This window comes from Microbacterium sp. CCNWLW41 (assembly GCF_037083505.1).
This window is the reverse complement of record NZ_JBAOJP010000011.1, coordinates 274,971-293,166: the sequence shown is the minus strand read 5'-3', so window position 1 is coordinate 293,166 and position 18,196 is coordinate 274,971. Positions and strand designations below refer to the sequence as shown.

The following is an 18,196-nucleotide window of genomic DNA, read 5'->3' as shown; positions in this document are numbered from 1 at the left end:
TCCTCTTCGTCGCTGCCGCGGAAGCCCGTCGCCTCCGCGTCATCACATACTAGTCGGTTACTCGCGGGGGTCCTCGGACGCGGCGAGCGCCGCTACAATGATCCGCGCGCCCGCGCGCCGGCCCGGCGGCTCACGCCGTGGCGGGCGGCGGGAAGATCCCGTCGATCGCCTCGAGGTCCGCCGCCGTCGGCGTCCAGGCCGTCGCCGCCTCGGCGTTCGCGCGCACCTGCTCCGGGCTGGTGGCACCCGCGATCACGCTCGAGAGCCCCGGCCGGGCCAGCAGCCAGCCGAACGTCGCCTGCAGCATCGTTATGCCCCGCTCGTCGCAGAACGCCTGGAAGGCCTCGAGCGCGTCCCACGGTGCGTCCCGGTAGAGGTGGGGGCGCTGCCGCATGATGCGGGAGTCGGCGGGCGCGGCATCCCTCGTGAACTTGCCCGTCAGCAGGCCGTTGTGCAGCGGGAAGTACGGCAGGAACCCGACGCCGTACCGCTCGACCGCCGGCAGCAGGTCGAGCTCCGCACCGCGCGCCAGCAGGCTGTAGTGGTTCTGGGCCGACACGAAGGGCACGCTGTGGCGCATGAGCGCGGTGAAGTGCGCCTCGGCGACCTGCCACCCCGCGAAGTTCGAGTGACCGATGTAGCGCACCTTGCCCTCGCGCACGAGGTCGCCCAGCGCGTCGAGCGTCTCTTCGACGGGGGTGGCCGGGTCGGGCACGTGCAGCTGGTACAGGTCGATCCAGTCCGTCTGCAGCCGGGTGAGGGATGCCTCGACCGCGCGCCGCACGTACGAGCGCGAGCCCTTCGACCCGGTCGTCGGGTAGCCCATGTCGCGCGTCTGCCCGAACTTGGTCGCGAGCGTGACCCGATCGCGCCGCCCCTTCAGCGCCTCTCCCATCAGCGTCTCGGAGAGCCCCGGCTCGCGCCCGTACATGTCCGCGGTGTCGAGGAAGGTCACACCCGCGTCGATCGCGGCGTCGAGCACGGCGCGCGTGCCGTCGAGGGTCTCGGTCCGGGTCCCCTCGCGGCCGAAGTTGTTGCAGCCCAGTCCGACGGCGGAGACGAGGAGACCGGACGCGCCCATGCGGCGCAGCGGAACAGTGGAGGTCATTCCTCCACGTTAGCCGCGGGTCGGCGGCCCGCCGGAAGACGCGACAGCCCCTCGCCGGATCGGCGAGGGGCTGTCGGAGCGGTCGTCGCTACGGCTTCGCGGGAGCCGGCGGCTCCGGGGCCGGCGGCTCCGTGGCGGGAGGCTCCGCCGAGGGCGAGGTCGCCCCAGGCTCGGCGGCGGGCGGAGTGGCCGGCGCGGCCGGAGCTGCGGGCGGCGGCGCGTAGCCTGCCGGCGGTGCCGGCGGCGCAGCGGACGCGGTCGGCGCGGGCGGAGGTGCCGAGTATCCCGCGGGCGGCTCGTACGCCGCCGGGGCGGCGCCGTATCCGGGTGCTGTGGCGGGGTTCGCCGGGTAGCCGCCCGCCGGGGTCTGCGCGGGAACGCCGCTCCACACCGTCTTGTCGGCGAGGAAGCTCCCCGCCCAGGGCGCGGCCGGGATCGCGGTGTTCCAGCGCGAGCGGTCGAACGCGTTGATGCCCAGCCAGACGATCGCGAGGAAGAAGTACAGGATGAGCCAGACGGCTTCCTTCTGCAGCTTCAGCCCCACGCGCCACGCGGCGAGGAGCGTGTACAGGAAGGCGGCGAGGCCGATGAGCGAGCCGAGCACCGGCACCCAGCCGAGCACGATCCCGCCACCCCACAGGATCAGCAGCCACCACGGGTTGAGGTCGCCGAGCTTGACGAAGATCAGGGTGTTGTAGACGGGCACCCAGGCGCGCCAGCGCCCCTGCACCCCTGCCTTGTCGAAGATCTTCATGAGGAACCAGGAGCCGATGACGTAGCCGGCGATGGCGATGAGGAAGAGGAAGGGGGCGATGATGAGCCAGGCGAGGAGCGCCCCGGCGCCGCCGTCGTTGTAGTCCATGGTGGAGCGACCTCCGAGAGAGTCGATTCGGGTCGCATCGCGACGCGACGCGACCGCGGAGCCCCTGCTCCGCTGGACACATGCTATCGACGCTCTCAGCGAACTGTCAGCATTGACGCCACGATCCGGGGGATGGCCCGGCCGCCCGGCGGTGGATAGCCTGAGCAGAACTCGATCCGAAGGACCGTCATGACAGACCAGAACCCGTCCGCGCCCACGCCGCCGCCGCTTCCTCCGCAGTCCGCCGCAGAGGCCGCGCGCGCGACCGACCCCGACGACACCGGTGTCCCCCGCGTCGGCGGCGACGCCGGCGACGTCAGCCGCGGGTTCTTCTCCGCGCTGTTCGACCTGTCGTTCCGGACCTTCATCACGCGCCGCCTCGCGAGCGTGTTCTACTTCGTCGGTCTCATCGCGATCGGCATCGGGTTCATCGTGTACTTCGCCGGCGGGATCATCAACGCGATCTCGGTGATGTGGCTCAACGTCGGCGCGGGGGTCACGGGGCTGATCGCCACCATCATCGTGGTGCCGGTGCTGACGTTCCTCTCGATCATCCTGCTCAGGTTCGTCATCGAGGCGGTCGTCGCCCTCATCGCGATCGCGGAGAACACCGAGCGCACGGCGCAGCACACGCGGCGCTGAGGCCTCGACCGGTTCAGCGATCGGTCGGCGAGCCGGGCGCAGGGGCGAAGAGCTCGAGCTCGCCCTCACCGCCCTCGTGCACGCGCAGACCGGATGATTCCGCCCACCGGAGGAACGCGGCCGGGGACGAGATGCGGGGACGCTCCTGGGCGAGCCGCCGCACGAGAGCGCCCTTGGCGTGCTTGTTGAAGTGATTGAGCGCCCGCACCGCGCCGTCGCCGCCTTCGCTCACGACACGCACGTACCGCGACGCGACGCCGGCCGGCACCGGGCCGAGGGCGGCGTAGGCCTCCGAGCGCAGGTCGAGCACGAAGCGGGGCGCGAGGTCGGCGATCGCGGCGGTCGTCGCCTCGGCCCAGAGGCGCCGCAGCGGAGGAAGGCCGGGCAGGGACGCGCCGGCGCCGAGCCGGTAGGCCGGAATGGGGTCGAGCGCCCACACCGGGCCCAGTGGCGCGGAGTGGATCATGACATGGGCACCCAGCCAGCGACGAGCCGTCGCAGGGAGGGATGCCGCGTCCAGCGCGTCGAAGAGGACGCCCGTGTAGCGGTCGACCGCGGCCATGGTCGACGCGTCGCGCACCGCGGCGTTCACGGCGACCTCGCCGCGCTGGCGGGGACCGAGCTTGAGCACGCGGGCGGACTCCTCCTCGTCCGCAGCCAGGGCGACGAGGGCGGAGAGGACGGCCTCGCGCAGCGGGGCGAGCTGGGCGAGCGCCAGCCCGCCCGGGTCCAGCCGCGCGCCCGAGCCACCGGGACGCTTCGTCTCGGACGGCGGCAGGAGGATCAGCATGGTGCTCCGGAGCGGATCGATGGGCGGGGCGGGAACACGACTCGGCCGGCCCCCGCGGGGGCCGGCCGAGTGCGTGTACAGCGGGTGATCAGGAGATCAGGGCGGCGTTTCCGGCCACGATCGTCAGATCGTCGCCCTCCATCGACAGGAAGCCGTCCTGCGCGTTGGCGATGATCTTCGTGCCGGAGGTCTGCGTGATGCGCACCTGGCCCTCGGCGAGGATCGCGAGCACCGGCTCGTGCCCGGTCATGAAGCCGATCTCGCCCTCGACGGTCTTGGCGACGACGAGCGACGCCTCACCCGACCAGACCTCCGCGTCGGCGGAGACCAGGCTCACCTTGAGCGGCATGTCAGCCGTTCTCCTTCTGGATGCGAGCCCACGCCTCTTCGACGTCCGAGATCCCGCCGACGTTGAAGAAGGCCTGCTCGGCGACGTGGTCGAAGTCGCCCTTGACGATCGCGTCGAACGACTCGATGGTCTCCTTGATCGGGACGGTCGACCCCTCGACACCGGTGAACTTCTTCGCCATGTAGGTGTTCTGCGAGAGGAACTGCTGGATGCGGCGCGCGCGGGCGACGACGATCTTGTCCTCTTCCGAGAGCTCGTCGACACCGAGGATCGCGATGATCTCCTGCAGCTCCTTGTTCTTCTGGAGGATCTGCTTCACGGCGGTGGCCACGCGGTAGTGGTCCTCACCGATGTACCGCGGGTCGAGGATGCGGCTCGTCGACGACAGCGGGTCGACCGCGGGGTACAGGCCCTTGGACGCGATCTCGCGCGAGAGCTCGGTGGTCGCATCGAGGTGGGCGAACGTGGTCGCCGGCGCCGGGTCGGTGTAGTCGTCGGCGGGCACGTAGATCGCCTGCAGCGAGGTGATCGAGTGGCCGCGCGTCGAGGTGATGCGCTCCTGCAGGATGCCCATCTCGTCGGCCAGGTTCGGCTGGTAGCCCACCGCGGACGGCATGCGGCCGAGCAGCGTCGACACCTCGGAGCCCGCCTGCGTGAAGCGGAAGATGTTGTCGATGAAGAGCAGCACGTCCTGCTTCTGGACGTCGCGGAAGTACTCCGCCATCGTCAGGGCCGAGAGGGCCACGCGCAGACGGGTCCCCGGCGGCTCGTCCATCTGGCCGAACACGAGGGCGGTCTTGTCGAAGACGCCCGCCTCCTCCATCTCGCCGATGAGGTCGTTGCCCTCACGGGTGCGCTCGCCGACGCCTGCGAACACCGACACGCCGCCGTGGTCCTGCGCGACGCGCTGGATCATCTCCTGGATGAGGACGGTCTTGCCGACGCCCGCACCGCCGAAGAGGCCGATCTTGCCACCCTGCACGTACGGGGTGAGGAGGTCGATGACCTTGATGCCGGTCTCGAACATCTCGGTCTTCGACTCGAGCTGGTCGAACGACGGCGCCTGACGGTGGATGCCCCAGCGCTCGGTGACCTCGATGGTCTCACCGGGTGCGGCGTTGAGGACGTCGCCGGTGACGTTGAACACCTTGCCCTTGGTGACGTCGCCGACGGGCACCGTGATGGGGCCGCCGGTGTTGCGCACCTCCTGGCCGCGGACCATGCCGTCGGTCGGCTTCAGGGAGATGGCGCGCACGAGGTCGTCGCCGAGGTGCTGGGCGACCTCGAGCGTGATCTCGGTGGACTCGCCGTCGATCGTGATGGTGGTCTTCAGCGCGTTGTAGATGTCGGGGATCGAGTCGTGCGGGAACTCGATGTCGACGACCGGGCCGGTGACGCGCGCGACGCGTCCGACCGCGGTCGCGGTCTTCTCAGCGGTGAGGCTCATGGCTTCTTCTCTTTCGTGTGGTCTATTTGCCCGACGCCAGGGCGTCGGCGCCGCCGACGATCTCGGCGATCTGCTGCGTGATCTCGGCCTGGCGCGCGTTGTTGCGCAGGCGGGTGTAGTCGGTGATGAGCTTGTCGGCGTTGTCGCTGGCCGACTTCATCGCCTTCTGGGTCGCGGCGTGCTTCGCGGCCGATGACTGGAGGAGGGCGTTGAAGACGCGGCTCTGGATGTACACCGGCAGGAGCGCGTCCAGGACGGTCGCGGCATCCGGCTCGAACTCGTACAGCGGGTAGACCTGCGCCGACGACGACTCCTCGGCCTCGACGACCTCCAGCGGAAGCAGGCGCACCGTCTCGGGCGTCTGCGTCATCATGCTGACGAAGCGGTTGTAGACGAGGTGGATCTCGTCGACCCCGTTCTCTTCGCCACCGCGGTCGTACGCGTCCAGCAGTGTGGCGGCGATCTCCTCGGCCGTCGAGAAGTGCGGCGTGTCGGTGTCACCCGTCCACTCGGCCGCGGCCTCCATCCGCCGGAACTGGAAGTAGCCGACGGCCTTGCGGCCGACGAGGTAGAACACCGGCTCGCGGCCCTCCTCGCGCAGCAGCTGCGCCAGCTCGAGGCCCTCGCGGAGGATCTGCGAGTTGAACGCACCGGCGAGGCCGCGGTCGGACGAGAAGATCACGACCGCGGAGCGGCGGATCGTCTCGCGTTCGACGGTCAGCGGGTGGTCGACGTTGGAGTGCGTCGCCACGGCGGAGACGGCCCGCGTCACGGCACGCGCGAACGGCGACGATGCGCGCACACGCGCCATCGCCTTCTGGATGCGCGAAGCCGCGATGAGTTCCATCGCCTTCGTGATCTTCTTGGTCGTCTGAGCAGAGCTGATCTTCTGCTTGTAGACCCGGAGTTGTGCGCCCATGGTTTATGCCCAGGCCCGCCTCAGCGGCGGCCCTTGACGATCTTCTCCTGGTTCACGTCCTCGGCCTGCGCCGCCGCGACCTCTTCGTGGCCGGGCTTGCCGATGGCCTGGCCCTTGCCTGCCTGGAACTCCAGGATGAACTCGTCGGTCTTCTTCGCGAGCTCGGCGACGGTGTCGTCGTCCAGGACGTTGGTCTCGCGCAGCGTGTCGAGGATCGACGTGTTGCGACGGAGGTAGTCCAGCAGTTCGCGCTCGAAGGACAGCACGTCCTCGACCTCGATCGAGTCCAGCTTGCCGTTGGTGCCCGCCCAGATCGAGACGACCTGCTCCTCGACCGGGTACGGCGAGTACTGCGGCTGCTTGAGCAGCTCGGTCAGACGCGCGCCTCGGGCGAGCTGACGACGCGAGGCCGCGTCGAGGTCGGACGCGAACATCGCGAACGCCTCGAGCGAACGGTACTGCGCGAGCTCCAGCTTGAGCGTTCCGGAGACCTTCTTGATCGACTTCACCTGGGCGTCGCCACCGACGCGCGACACCGAGATGCCGACGTCCACCGCGGGACGCTGGTTGGCGTTGAAGAGGTCGGACTGCAGGAAGATCTGGCCGTCGGTGATCGAGATCACGTTCGTCGGGATGTACGCCGAGACGTCGTTCGCCTTCGTCTCGATGATCGGAAGACCGGTCATCGAGCCGGCGCCGAGCTCGTCGGAGAGCTTCGCGCAGCGCTCGAGCAGACGCGAGTGCAGGTAGAAGACGTCACCGGGGTACGCCTCGCGGCCCGGCGGGCGGCGGAGCAGGAGCGACACGGCGCGGTAGGCCTCGGCCTGCTTGGACAGGTCGTCGAAGATGATCAGGACGTGCTTGCCCTCGTACATCCAGTGCTGGCCGATGGCCGAGCCGGTGTAGGGGGCGAGGTACTTGAAGCCGGCGGGGTCCGAGGCGGGAGCCGCGACGATCGTCGTGTACTCCATGGCCCCGGCGTCCTCGAGGGCGCCCTTCACGGCGGCGATCGTCGAGCCCTTCTGGCCGATCGCGACGTAGATGCAGCGGACCTGCTTGCTGACGTCGCCCGACTCCCAGTTGGACTTCTGGTTGATGATCGTGTCGATCGCGATGGCCGTCTTGCCCGTCTGGCGGTCCCCGATGATGAGCTGGCGCTGTCCGCGGCCGACGGGGATCATCGCGTCGATCGCCTTGATGCCGGTCTGGAGGGGCTCGTGCACCGACTTGCGCTGCATGACGCCGGGCGCCTGGAGCTCGAGGGCACGACGGCCGACGGTCGCGACCTCGCCGAGACCGTCGATGGGGTTGCCGAGCGGGTCGACCACGCGGCCGAGGTAGCCGTCGCCGACGGCGACCGACAGCACCTCGCCGGTGCGCGTCACCTGGGTCCCGGCCTCGATGCCGGCGAAGTCGCCGAGCACGACGACACCGATCTCGTGCTCGTCGAGGTTGAGGGCGAGGCCCTGGGTGCCGTCCTGGAACGTCACGAGCTCGTTCGCCATGACGCCCGGCAGGCCCTCGACGTGCGCGATGCCGTCGGCGGCGTCGATGACGGTGCCGACCTCGGTGGCCGCGCCGCCCGTGGGCTCATAGGCGGCGACGAAGTCCTTCAGCGCGTCACGGATGACATCGGGGCTGATAGTGAGATCTGCCATTGTTTTCCTTCGTTCATGGGGCCGCGGCCCCGAAATCTCCACCCTCGGGCGGGAAGTCTGTGTCAGCCTGCGAGCCGCTGACGGAGGTCGGCCAGACGCGACGACACGCTGGCGTCGATCACGTCGTCGGCGATCTGCACGCGCAGGCCGCCCACCACGCCCGGGTCGACGATGGTGTTCAGCGCTACGCGCTTGCCGTAGCGCTTCGTCAGCGCTGCGACGAGGCGCTCGCTCTGGGCGGCGCTCAGCGGCGCCGCCGCCACGACGGTGGCGACGGTGCGTCCGCGCTGGTCGGCGACGAGCTTCATCGCACGCGACAGCAGCTGGCGCACCCGCCGCTCGCGCGACTGCCGGACGAGGGACGACACGATGAGCGTCGCCGCCTCGCTCGCGCGCCCCGTGAACAGCGTCTCGATGAGCGCGCCCTTCGACGTCGAGTCACCCAGGCGGCTGCCGAGAGCGAGCTCGAGCTCCGCGTTGTCGGCGACGGTGCGCGAGAAGGCGAACAGCTCGCCCTCGATGTCGGAGTTCGCGTCGGCGACGGCCGTCGCCCGCACCGCGAGCTCTTCGATCCCCTCGACCAGGTCGTCGGACGACGACCAGCGCTGCGCGACCACGGTCGCCAGCAGCGACGCGGTCGTGGGCTTCACGGTCGGTCCGAAGACGGCGAGGACGACGTTGCGGCGGGCCTCGGCAGGCGCCGCCGAGTCGGCGAGCGCGCCGCTCAGCTGCGACGAGTCGCCCACGGTGCGCGCCGCGGCGAACAGCTCGCGGGCGACGTCGAGGTCGACGTCGGCGGCGGCGTCCAGCGCCGCCGTCGTCGCCGCAACGGCCTGAGTGGTCGCGCTGCCCATTACGCCTTGGCCCCTTCGGACTCCTCGAGCTCGGCGAGGAAGCGATCGACGACGGCCTGAGCCTTCGCGTCGTCGGACAGCGTCTCGCCGATCACGCCACCGGCGAGGTCGAGGGCGAGCGTGCCCACCTCGCTGCGCAGCGACACGAGCGCCGACTGGCGCTCCGCCTCGATCTGAGCGTGGGCGGTCGAGGTGAGACGGGCGGCCTCGGAGGCAGCGGTCTCCTTCGCCTCGGCGAGGATCTTCTTGCCGTCCTCACGGGCGGCGTCGCGGATCTCACCGGCTTCCTTGCGGGCGTCGGCGAGCTGGGCGGTGTACTCCTCGAGCGCCGCCTCGGCCTTTCGCTGGGCCTCGTCGGCCTTCGCGATGTTGCCTTCGATCGCCGCCGAGCGCTCGTCGAGCATCTTCTTCATCCGCGGAAGCGCGATCTTCCAGAAGAGGAAGAGGATGATGACGAAGCAGACCGACGACCAGATGATGTCGTACCAGGCGGGGATGAGGGGGTTATGGGTCTCCCCCTCCTCCGCGGCGTACGCGACAAGAGCGTGCAGCATCCTGTCTCCTTAGGACTGAGATTCGGCGATCAGACGAAGATGAAGTAGGTCGCGATGCCGATGAAGGCGAGCGCCTCGGTGAAGGCGATACCGATCCACATGAGCACCTGCAGGCGGCCGGCGAGCTCGGGCTGGCGAGCCACGCCCTCGATCGTCTTGCCGACGACGATGCCCACGCCGATGGCCGGGCCGATCGCAGCGAGGCCGTAGCCCATCGTCGCGACGTTGCCGGTGACCTGTGCGAGAACCGTAGTTGCGTCCACGGGGGTTTTTCCTTTCGGTTGTGGGCGGCCCTGTGTCGTTCTGGACGGAGGGGCCGACCCGCTTAGTGCTCTTCCGCGACCGCGAGCTGGATGTAGACCGCGGTGAGGAGAGCGAAGACGTACGCCTGGAGGACCGCCACCAGGATTTCGAACAGCGTGAAGACGAAGCCGAAGGCGAGGCTGCCGGCGCCGAGCGCCGTCCACCAGCCGCCGAGGTCGACGACGAAGAACTGCGTGGCTGCGAAGAACAGCACCAGCAGCAGGTGGCCGACCATCATGTTCATGAGGAGTCGGAGCGTCAGCGTCACGGGGCGGATGATGAACGTCGAGATGAGCTCGATCGGCGTGACGATGATGTAGATCGGCCACGGCACACCCGACGGGAAGAGCGAGTTCTTGAAGAAGTTCTTCGGGCTCTTCTTGATGCCGGCGTAGATGAAGGTGACGTAGCTCACGACCGCGAGCGTCAGCGGCACCGCGATGATGCTCGTTCCGGCGATGTTCAGGAACGGGATGATGCCCGTGATGTTCATGAACAGCACCATGAAGAAGATCGTGGTGAGGATCGGCAGGAAGCGCTGGGCGTCCTTCTTGCCCAGGAGGTCTTCGCCGATGTTGACGCGGACGAAGTCCAGGCCCATCTCGACGAGGCTCTGGAACCGACCGGGGACGACGCGCATGCGGCGCGTGCCGAGCCAGAAGATCAGGACGATCGCGATGGTCGCGAGGAACTGGATCAGGTGGATCCGGTGGACCGGGATGATGCCGAACGCGGTGAAGAGGATCTCGGGGAAGAACTCTTCGATCGACGGCCCGTGGAACTCCGGGGGCGCGTCAGCGGCAAGGGGGGCGATCAGGGTCGCAGCTTGAGTAAACAGCGCTGGCTCCAGCTTCGGGGCATCGGTGAAGGACCGTTGCGACGATGGTCGGTGAGCGTCACTCCGCAGGCGCTCACAACAGGGTGGGCGGGCGGGCGCTCGTTCAGCCTATCAAACTTGAGAGGTCCCTGAATCCGCCCGCGAGGCGTCACGCGGGCGTGCCCGGCCCGTCGGTGCGCTCCCCCGCGTCGGGGTCGGTCGGGAGCTCGACGTCGCTCGCGTGCGGCACGCGCATGCGCATGAGCACGACGACGTCGATGAGGAGCGAGGCGAGCACGCTCGCCACCAGCGCGAGGAAGAACACCGGTCCGACGATCCACGGCTGGTCCCGCAGCACGAACAGCGCGACGAGGAACACGACGAACTTCAGGATCCAGCCGCCGAGCACGATCCCGAAGAAGATCGGCACGTACAGCGCGTCGCCGAACCAGCGGTTGGCGATGAGGATGCTCGCGGCGGTGATGGCGAGGAAGACGGCCGCGATGAGGACGCCGGCCAGGGCGCTCCACAGTCCGTCCACTCCCGCCACGAGGTAGCCGACGAGGCCGCCCAGCACGAGGAGTGCGGCGGTGACGGTTCCCGACCACACCAGGACGGTGCGAAGGATCGGGGTGCTGGAGATGGGGGTGGAGCTCATCGGGCGTCCTCCTGTGCGGGCGCGGGATCGTGCAGGGCGGTGGATGGGGCGGCCTCGATCGCGTGGGCGGCACGTCGATGCGACGGCAGCAGGGTCACGATCAGGCAGGCGGCGATGCCGACGACGCCGTACGCCACGCCGAGGAGGTAGTCGCCCGGCCACTCCAGCGTCGTGCCGATGTACATCAGCAGCACCGCGAGGCTCACCAGAGCGGTCCAGGCGTAGAAGATGAGCACGGCGTCGCGGTCGGAGTGGCCCATGTCGAGCATGCGGTGGTGCAGGTGGCGGCGATCGGGTGAGAACGGCGACTTGCCCTTGCTCATCCGACGGACCACCGCCAGTCCGAAGTCGAGCAGGGGCAGCAGCACGACGACGACCGGCAGCAGGATCGGGATGAACGCACCGAGGAGCTGCGAGCGGCCGAACTCGTCGTTGTCGGCGACCATCGCCGGGTTGATGTTGCCGGTGATCGCGATCGCCGACGAGGCCATGAGCAGGCCGAGCATGAGCGCCCCGGCATCCCCCATGAACAGCCGCGCGGGACTCCAGTTCATCGGCAGGAACCCGATGCACACGCCGATCAGCACGGCGGCGATGAAGGACGCGAGGTTGAAGTAGGTGCTCGCCCCGATGTCGCGCACCATCATGTACGAGTACGCGAAGAACACCACGTTGGCGATGAGGCAGACGCCCGCGACAAGGCCGTCCAGGCCGTCGATGAAGTTCACGGCGTTCATCACGACGACGATCGAGAAGACGGTCAGTGTGAAGCTGGCCCAGCTCGAGATCGTCATGCCGCCGAGCGGCAGCGTGTAGATCTGCAGCTGGCCGAACCAGGCGATGAGGCCCGCCGCGAGGAACTGCGCGCCGAGCTTGATCATCCAATCGAGGTCCCACACGTCGTCGAGGACGCCGATCACCACGATGAGGGCCGTCGCGCCCAGCAGCGCGTACACCTGCTCGGGCTCGGTCCAGATGATGGCGAAGAACGGATGCTGCGACGACACCGCGAACGCCGCGAGCACGCCGATGAACATGGCGATGCCGCCGAGGCGCGGCGTCGGGGTCTTGTGGACGTCGCGCTCGCGGATCCCCGGATACAGCTCGTACTTCAGGCTCAGCCGCCAGACCGCCCACGACAGGACGAACGTGATGGCCGCCGTGAGGAGGATGGTGAAGACGTACTGCTTCACGAGCTGCCGGGGACGCTCTGGGCGTCGGCATCCGTCACGCCTGCGGCCGTCGGCCCCGCCTCGGCGCCGGACGGCTCGGCCTCGGCGTCGGGCTCCGCTTCCCGGCCCGACGGCTCGGGCTCCGCACCCGGGTCGGCCTCGAGGAGGTCGCGCAGCACCTCGCGCAGCTGTTCGCGGCTGACCGCGCCCTCGCGGAGCACGCGCACCAGCGGCTCCTCGCCGCCGACGAGGCTCGTGGCGTCGACGATGGTGGACGGCACGCCGTCGCGCGACGGTCCGTCGCCGAGGTACACGGCAACGCTGTCCTTCAGCATCTCCTCCGCGTCCTCGGCCGTGATGCCCGCCGCCATGCCCGTGAGGTTCGCGCTGGAGACCGCCAGCGGGCCGGTCTCCTCGAGGAGCTCCAGGGCGATGCGGTGCGCGGGCATCCGCACGGCGACGGTGCCCCGGGTCTCGCCGAGATCCCATGACAGCGACGGCTGGGCCGGCAGCACGATCGTGAGGCCACCGGGCCAGAACGAATCGATCAGGCGCTCGACGGGCTCGGGCACGTCGGCGACGAGGGCACGGAGCGTGGTGACGCCGGCTACGAGCACGGGCGGCGGCGACTGGCGCCCGCGGCCCTTGGCGGCGAGAAGTCGGGCGACGGCCTGGTGGTCGAAGGCGTCGGCGGCCACACCGTAGACGGTGTCGGTGGGGATGACGACGAGCTCGCCGCGGCCGATGGCCTGGCGCGCCCTGCGCATGCCGGCGAGCAGCTGGGCCTCGTCGCGGCAGTCGAAGATGGGGGACATGTCGCCGGACAGTTTAGTCGGGGCGCGGCTGTGCGTTCACGGCGTCGCTGGATGCTCCGTCCGCGGGGCGGTGCCGACGGTGTCAGGGGCGCAGCGCGGTGGTGGCGCGATCGCGCATCGTGAGGTCGGGGTGCGTCGCCGCCGCGCGCCATCCGTCGGCCGCGAGGAGCTCGCGGATCGCCTCCCCCTGCCACTCGCCGTGCTCGATGACGATCATCCCCCCGGGATGCGCGAGGCGCAGACCCACGCCGCTCAGCACCCGCACGACGTCCAGCCCGTCCTCGCCGCCGTAGAGCGCGGCGGGCGGGTCGAAGAACCGCACCTCCGGGTCGCGTGGGATCGCGGCATCCGGCACGTACGGAGGGTTGGAGGCGACCACCGAGACCGTGCCGTCGAGCTCGGGGAACGCGTGCGCGAGGTCGATGAAGGCCAGCCGCGCGTTGTCGGCGCCGACCATCGCGAAGTTCTCCTTCGTCCACAGGAACGCCTCCACCGAGTTCTCGGCCGCGAAGACCCGCGCGTGCGGCACCTCGGTCGCCATCGCCAGCGCGATCGCGCCGCTTCCGGTGCCGAGATCCACCGCGATCGGGGACTCGGATGCCGCGGCCCGGAGCGCGTCGATCGCCAGCTGCGCGACGAGCTCGGTCTCGGGGCGGGGCACGAAGACACCCGGCCCCACGCGGAGCTCCAGATGGCGGAAGGGCGCCGTCCCGGTGATGTGCTGCAGCGGCTCGCGGGTGGCGCGCCGGGTCACCAGCTCCTCGAGGCGCTCGGCGTCGGCCGTGGCGATGCGGTCGCCGCGGATCGCGGACGCCTGCACTCCCCCTCGCCCGAGCCCCAGGACGAAGGCCGCCAGCAGCTCGGCGTCGACCGCGGGGTCGGCGATGCCCGCGGCGCCCAGGCGCGCCGCGGCGTGCGCGATCGCGGCGGCCAGGGCGGTTGGTTCTTCGGGGGAGGACATGACCGCACCACCCTACGCCCCGGAGGGTAGCGCGCCGCCGCCACCTCCCTGTCACAGAAGGACTCACATGGATGCCGTCCCCCTAGGCTGGTGCTGATCAGCCGTGAACCCGCGAAAGGCCCCGACATGACCGGCATCCATCCCGACATCACCTCCGCTTTCGGCAACACTCCGCTCGTCCGGCTGAACCGCGTCGCGGGAGGCGTCGGCGGCAACGTGCTGGCCAAGCTGGAGTTCTACAACCCCGCCTCGAGCGTCAAGGATCGCCTCGGCATCGCGATCGTCGATGCGGCGGAGGCGTCGGGCGAGCTCGAGCCGGGCGGCACGATCGTCGAGGCGACCAGCGGCAACACCGGCATCGCCCTCGCGATGGTGGGTGCGGCCCGCGGCTACCGCGTGGTGCTGGCCATGCCCTCCTCCATGTCGATCGAGCGCCGCCTGCTGCTGAAGGCATACGGCGCGGAGCTGGTCCTCACCGACCCCGCCGGCGGCATGAAGGGCGCCATCGCCAAGGCCGAGGAGCTCGTCGCGGAGCTGCCGGGCGCCATCCTCGCCCGCCAGTTCGAGAACCAGGCCAACGTCGAGATCCACCGCAAGACGACCGCGGAGGAGATCCTCCGCGACACCGACGGCAAGGTCGACTACTTCGTCGCCGGCATCGGCACGGGCGGCACGATCACCGGTGTCGGCCAGGTCCTCAAGGAGCGCGTGCCCGACGCCAAGGTGGTCGCCGTCGAGCCGGCCGACTCGCCGCTGCTGACCAAGGGCACCCCCGGTCCGCACAAGATCCAGGGCATCGGCCCGAACTTCGTCCCGGCGATCCTCGACCGGGGCGTGATCGACGAGGTCATCGACGTCGAGTTCCCCGACGCCATCTCCACGGCTCGCGCGGTCGGCACCCAGGACGGCATCCTCGTGGGCATCTCCTCCGGCGCCGCCATCTGGGCGGCGCTCCAGGTCGCCGCGCGACCCGAGGCCGCGGGCAAGAACATCGTCGTCATCGTGCCGTCCTTCGGTGAGCGCTACCTGTCGACTGCGCTCTACGAGGATCTGCGCGAAGATTGATCCGTCACGACGGCGCGACGGCGAACCGATCTGATCGGCCGCCGCCGCGCCGTCGTCGTGTGGACCCCGACGAGAGAGGGAGCTTCGTGCCCGGCATCCATCCCGACATCACCACCGCGTTCGGTCAGACCCCGCTGGTGCGCCTCAACGCGCTGACGGAGGGGCTCGGCGCGGAGGTGCTCGCCAAACTCGAGTTCTACAATCCGGGCTCGTCCGTGAAGGACCGGCTGGGCTACGCCCTCGTGGCTGCGGCCGAGGAGGCCGGTGAGCTGCAGCCGGGCGGCACGATCGTCGAGTCCACCAGCGGCAACACCGGCATCGCGCTGGCCCTCATCGGCGCCGCGCGCGGGTACCGGGTGATCCTCACCATGCCCGCCTCGATGTCGAAGGAACGGCGCACGCTGCTCAAGGCGTACGGCGCCGAACTGGTCCTCACCGACCCGTACAAGGGCATGACCGAGGCCGTCGACGTCGCCCGGCGGATCGTCGCCGAGACGCCGGGAGCGATCCTCGCCAGGCAGTTCGAGCACGAGGCCAACGCCGCGATCCACCGCAGGACCACCGCCGAGGAGATCTGGAACGACACCCACGGCAGCGTGGACTGGTTCGTCGCCGGATCCGGGACCGGCGGCACCATCACGGGCGTCGGGCAGGTGCTGAAGGAGCGCAACCCCGACGTGAGGATCGCGCTCGTCGAGCCCAAGGACTCCCCCGTCCTCACGGAGGGCCGCGCGGGCGGGCACCGCATCCAGGGCATCGGCCCCAACTTCGTGCCCGACGTGCTGGACCGGTCGGTGGTCGACGAGATCTTCGACGTCGAGTTCGACGACGCGATCCGCGTCGCGCGCGAGCTGGCCACGCGCGAGGGCATCCTCGGCGGCATGTCGGCGGGCGCCGCCGTGTGGGCGGCCCTGCAGATCGCCGCGCGCCCGGAGGCCGCGGGGAAGCGCATCGTCGTCATCGTCCCCGACTCGGGCGAGCGGTACCTGTCCACGGCGCTGTACGAGCATCTGCGCGACCCGGAGGGTGAGAAGAGATGACCGACGAACGCATCGGATTCCTGGCGCGCGTGCGCGAAGACGTCGCCGCCGCGAAGCTGCGCGACCCGGCGGCGCGCAGCGGCCTCGAGATCGCCCTGCTCTACCCCGGGCTCCACGCGATCTGGGCCCACCGCGTGTGGCATGCGCTCTGGGTGCGCGACGCGCGGTTCGTGGCCCGCGCGGGCTCGCAGGTGACGCGCTGGCTCACCGGCATCGAGATCCACCCGGGCGCCACGATCGGGCGCCGCTTCTTCATCGACCACGGCATGGGCGTCGTGGTCGGCGAGACCGCCGAGGTGGGTGACGACGTCATGCTGTACCACGGGGTCACGCTCGGCGGGCGTCAGCGCGAGGGCGGCAAGCGTCACCCCACGCTGGGCGACGGCGTCGCCGTCGGGGCCGGCGCGAAGATCCTCGGACCTGTCGTCATCGGCGAGGGCTCCGTCGTCGGCGCGAACGCCGTCGTCACGAAGGACGCCCCCGCCGACAGCGTCCTGGTGGGCGTGCCCGCCAAGCCGCGCGCCCGCCGCGTCGGCGAGGAGACGCGCGCCCTGCTGACCACGCCCGAGTACCACATCTGACACGGGTCCCGCCGGACGCGGGGTGTCAGGACCTCGCGCGGTCCTGCACCTTGCGCCGGATGAACAGCGGCGGCAGCAGCCAGGACGCGAGAGCCGTCACGAGCCACACGATGAGCGTCCCGATGATCCACGCGACGGGCCCGTCGATCCCGATCCCCGCCTGCGGGATCAGCACGGCGATCAGCAGCGCGACGAACGTCGACAGCAGGCCGATGCCGCCGATGAGGGCGTTCGCGTGGCGCCGGGTGATCTTCAGCAGCCACGGCGCGAGGACGCTCTGCAGCACCGCGAAGATGACGACGGCGAGCAGGATGCCCCACCAGTCGTCCCAGTGCAGCGTGAAGCCGTCGAGGATGAGGTCGGCCGCGATGAGTCCCAGCGCTGCCGAGACGAGGAAGATCAGCGCGCGGATGAGGAGCGTGAGCACGCTCGAAGCCTAGCGCCGCGGCATCCGTCCCCCTCGCGAAGCGCCAGTCCGGACGGGAGCGTCAGAGGCGGGGGCGTCAGGCGTCGGCGCCGAGGGCGGCCAGGCGCGCCTCTTCGTCGGCCTGGATCGCGGACTCGATGATCGGCTCGAGGGCGCCGTCCATCACCTGGTCGAGGTTGTAGGCCTTGTAGCCGGTGCGGTGATCGGCGATGCGGTTCTCGGGGAAGTTGTACGTGCGGATGCGCTCGGAACGGTCCATGCCGCGGATCTGCGACCTGCGGGCGTCGGATGCCGCCGCCTCGAGCTCCTCCTGCTGCCGGGCGAGCAGGCGCGCGCGGAGGACGCGCATGCCGGCCTCGCGGTTCTGCAGCTGCGACTTCTCGTTCTGCATCGAGACGACGATGCCGGTCGGCACGTGCGTGATGCGCACCGCGGAGTCCGTCGTGTTCACGGACTGCCCGCCGGGGCCGGACGAGCGGAAGACGTCGATCTTCAGCTCGTTCGGATCGATGTGGATCTCCTCGGGCTCGTCGACCTCGGGGAACACCAGCACACCCGTGGTCGACGTGTGGATCCGCCCCTGCGACTCGGTCGCCGGCACGCGCTGGACGCGGTGGACGCCGCCCTCGTACTTCAGGTGCGCCCACACCCCCTGCGCCGGGTCGGACGAAGAGCCCTTGATCGCGACCTGGACGTCCTTGTACCCGCCGAGGTCGGACTCGTTGCGCTCGAGGAGCTCGGTCTTCCAGCCCTTGGAGGCGGCGTACTGCAGGTACATGCGCAGCAGGTCCGCCGCGAACAAGGCCGACTCGGCGCCGCCCTCGCCCTGCTTGATCTCCATGATCACGTCGCGGGCGTCGTCGGGGTCACGCGGAATGAGCAGGCGCCGCAGGCGCTCCTGCGTCTCGGCGAGCCTCGCCTCCAGCGCCGGCACCTCTTCGGCGAAGGCCTCGTCGTCGCGCGCGAGCTCGCGGGCGGCATCCAGATCATCGGATGCCGCCACCCAGTCCTCGTGCGCCTTGACGATGCGCGACAGCTCGGCGTAGCGCCGGTTGACCCGCTTGGCGCGCGCCGCATCGGCGTGCACCGCGGGGTCGGAGAGCTCCTCCTGCACCGCGCGGTGCTCGTCGATCAGCGCCCGCACGGAATCGAACATCGCGGGTTCGACCATGGG

At 70.1% G+C, this 18,196-nt stretch carries 21 protein-coding genes; 4 read left to right on the top strand and 17 right to left on the bottom strand.

The window, feature by feature from the left end; all coding sequences use genetic code 11:
• Positions 1 to 130: 130 nt before the first annotated feature.
• Together V6R91_RS31250 and V6R91_RS31245 are read right to left on the bottom strand one after the other, a co-directional pair.
• Positions 131 to 1,108, bottom strand: a complete 978-nt coding sequence (locus V6R91_RS31250; RefSeq protein ID WP_336398581.1) for an aldo/keto reductase — start codon at positions 1,106 to 1,108, stop codon at positions 131 to 133.
• Positions 1,109 to 1,196: 88 nt separating this feature from the next.
• Positions 1,197 to 1,970 (bottom strand): large exoprotein, encoded by a 774-nt coding sequence (locus V6R91_RS31245; RefSeq protein ID WP_336398580.1) that lies wholly within the window; start codon positions 1,968 to 1,970, stop codon positions 1,197 to 1,199.
• Between the two features lie 189 nt (positions 1,971 to 2,159).
• On the opposite strand from V6R91_RS31245, the gene V6R91_RS31240 reads away from it, so the two are divergent.
• Positions 2,160 to 2,612 (top strand): DUF4282 domain-containing protein, encoded by a 453-nt coding sequence (locus V6R91_RS31240; RefSeq protein WP_336398579.1) that lies wholly within the window; start codon positions 2,160 to 2,162, stop codon positions 2,610 to 2,612.
• A gap of 13 nt (positions 2,613 to 2,625) precedes the next feature.
• On the opposite strand, the gene V6R91_RS31235 is transcribed toward V6R91_RS31240, so the two are convergent.
• The 13 genes from V6R91_RS31235 to prmC form a co-directional block, all read right to left on the bottom strand.
• Complete coding sequence (locus V6R91_RS31235; protein ID WP_336398578.1) at positions 2,626 to 3,402, bottom strand: YaaA family protein; 777 nt, start codon at positions 3,400 to 3,402, stop codon at positions 2,626 to 2,628.
• Positions 3,403 to 3,490: 88 nt separating this feature from the next.
• The gene (locus V6R91_RS31230; protein ID WP_194397897.1) at positions 3,491 to 3,751 is read right to left on the bottom strand and encodes a F0F1 ATP synthase subunit epsilon; all 261 of its coding nucleotides are present in this window, start codon (positions 3,749 to 3,751) and stop codon (positions 3,491 to 3,493) included.
• Between the two features lies 1 nt (position 3,752).
• On the bottom strand, positions 3,753 to 5,198 hold the full coding sequence (gene atpD / locus V6R91_RS31225; RefSeq protein WP_336398577.1) for a F0F1 ATP synthase subunit beta: 1,446 nt from the start codon (positions 5,196 to 5,198) through the stop codon (positions 3,753 to 3,755).
• Positions 5,199 to 5,220: 22 nt separating this feature from the next.
• Positions 5,221 to 6,117, bottom strand: coding sequence for a F0F1 ATP synthase subunit gamma (locus tag V6R91_RS31220; protein WP_336398576.1), 897 nt, complete (start codon positions 6,115 to 6,117; stop codon positions 5,221 to 5,223).
• A gap of 20 nt (positions 6,118 to 6,137) precedes the next feature.
• A complete protein-coding gene (atpA, locus tag V6R91_RS31215) occupies positions 6,138 to 7,775 on the bottom strand; it encodes a F0F1 ATP synthase subunit alpha (protein WP_336398575.1) in 1,638 nt (545 codons plus the stop codon).
• Between the two features lie 62 nt (positions 7,776 to 7,837).
• The gene (locus V6R91_RS31210) at positions 7,838 to 8,629 is read right to left on the bottom strand and encodes a F0F1 ATP synthase subunit delta (protein ID WP_336398574.1); all 792 of its coding nucleotides are present in this window, start codon (positions 8,627 to 8,629) and stop codon (positions 7,838 to 7,840) included.
• Positions 8,629 to 9,183, bottom strand: a complete 555-nt coding sequence (locus V6R91_RS31205; RefSeq protein ID WP_336398573.1) for a F0F1 ATP synthase subunit B — start codon at positions 9,181 to 9,183, stop codon at positions 8,629 to 8,631. The genes V6R91_RS31210 and V6R91_RS31205 overlap by 1 nt, the downstream gene beginning before the upstream one ends.
• Positions 9,184 to 9,212: 29 nt before the next feature.
• Positions 9,213 to 9,446 carry an ATP synthase F0 subunit C gene (gene atpE, locus V6R91_RS31200; protein ID WP_292728372.1) on the bottom strand — a complete coding sequence of 78 codons (234 nt, stop codon included), beginning with the start codon at positions 9,444 to 9,446 and terminating at the stop codon, positions 9,213 to 9,215.
• 62 nt (positions 9,447 to 9,508) lie between these two features.
• Positions 9,509 to 10,303, bottom strand: coding sequence for a F0F1 ATP synthase subunit A (gene atpB, locus V6R91_RS31195; protein ID WP_336398623.1), 795 nt, complete (start codon positions 10,301 to 10,303; stop codon positions 9,509 to 9,511).
• A 169-nt stretch (positions 10,304 to 10,472) separates the two neighbouring features.
• Entirely contained in the window at positions 10,473 to 10,961 is a 489-nt protein-coding gene (locus V6R91_RS31190) for a hypothetical protein (RefSeq protein ID WP_336398572.1), read from the bottom strand.
• Positions 10,958 to 12,154 carry an MraY family glycosyltransferase gene (locus V6R91_RS31185; RefSeq protein ID WP_336398571.1) on the bottom strand — a complete coding sequence of 399 codons (1,197 nt, stop codon included), beginning with the start codon at positions 12,152 to 12,154 and terminating at the stop codon, positions 10,958 to 10,960. The genes V6R91_RS31190 and V6R91_RS31185 overlap by 4 nt, the downstream gene beginning before the upstream one ends.
• Positions 12,151 to 12,948 (bottom strand): L-threonylcarbamoyladenylate synthase, encoded by a 798-nt coding sequence (locus V6R91_RS31180; protein WP_336398570.1) that lies wholly within the window; start codon positions 12,946 to 12,948, stop codon positions 12,151 to 12,153. Before V6R91_RS31180 ends, V6R91_RS31185 begins: the two co-directional genes overlap by 4 nt.
• Before the next feature lie 82 nt (positions 12,949 to 13,030).
• Positions 13,031 to 13,909: a peptide chain release factor N(5)-glutamine methyltransferase gene (gene prmC, locus V6R91_RS31175; protein WP_336398569.1), complete on the bottom strand. Its 879-nt coding sequence runs from the start codon at positions 13,907 to 13,909 to the stop codon at positions 13,031 to 13,033.
• Between the two features lie 126 nt (positions 13,910 to 14,035).
• Here prmC and cysK (V6R91_RS31170) point away from each other — a divergent pair, with 126 nt between their 5' ends.
• The 3 genes from cysK (V6R91_RS31170) (at position 14,036) to epsC (ending at position 16,595) form a co-directional block, all read left to right on the top strand.
• On the top strand, positions 14,036 to 14,974 hold the full coding sequence (cysK, locus tag V6R91_RS31170; RefSeq protein ID WP_336398568.1) for a cysteine synthase A: 939 nt from the start codon (positions 14,036 to 14,038) through the stop codon (positions 14,972 to 14,974).
• 86 nt (positions 14,975 to 15,060) lie between these two features.
• Complete coding sequence (cysK, locus tag V6R91_RS31165; RefSeq protein ID WP_336398567.1) at positions 15,061 to 16,014, top strand: cysteine synthase A; 954 nt, start codon at positions 15,061 to 15,063, stop codon at positions 16,012 to 16,014.
• Positions 16,011 to 16,595 carry a serine O-acetyltransferase EpsC gene (gene epsC / locus V6R91_RS31160; RefSeq protein WP_336398566.1) on the top strand — a complete coding sequence of 195 codons (585 nt, stop codon included), beginning with the start codon at positions 16,011 to 16,013 and terminating at the stop codon, positions 16,593 to 16,595. Before cysK (V6R91_RS31165) ends, epsC begins: the two co-directional genes overlap by 4 nt.
• Positions 16,596 to 16,620: 25 nt before the next feature.
• Here epsC and V6R91_RS31155 read toward each other — a convergent pair whose 3' ends face one another.
• Both V6R91_RS31155 and prfA read right to left on the bottom strand, forming a co-directional pair.
• Positions 16,621 to 17,022, bottom strand: coding sequence for a hypothetical protein (locus V6R91_RS31155; RefSeq protein WP_336398565.1), 402 nt, complete (start codon positions 17,020 to 17,022; stop codon positions 16,621 to 16,623).
• Positions 17,023 to 17,098: 76 nt separating this feature from the next.
• Positions 17,099 to 18,193 carry a peptide chain release factor 1 gene (prfA, locus tag V6R91_RS31150; RefSeq protein WP_336398564.1) on the bottom strand — a complete coding sequence of 365 codons (1,095 nt, stop codon included), beginning with the start codon at positions 18,191 to 18,193 and terminating at the stop codon, positions 17,099 to 17,101.
• Positions 18,194 to 18,196: the final 3 nt, after the last annotated feature.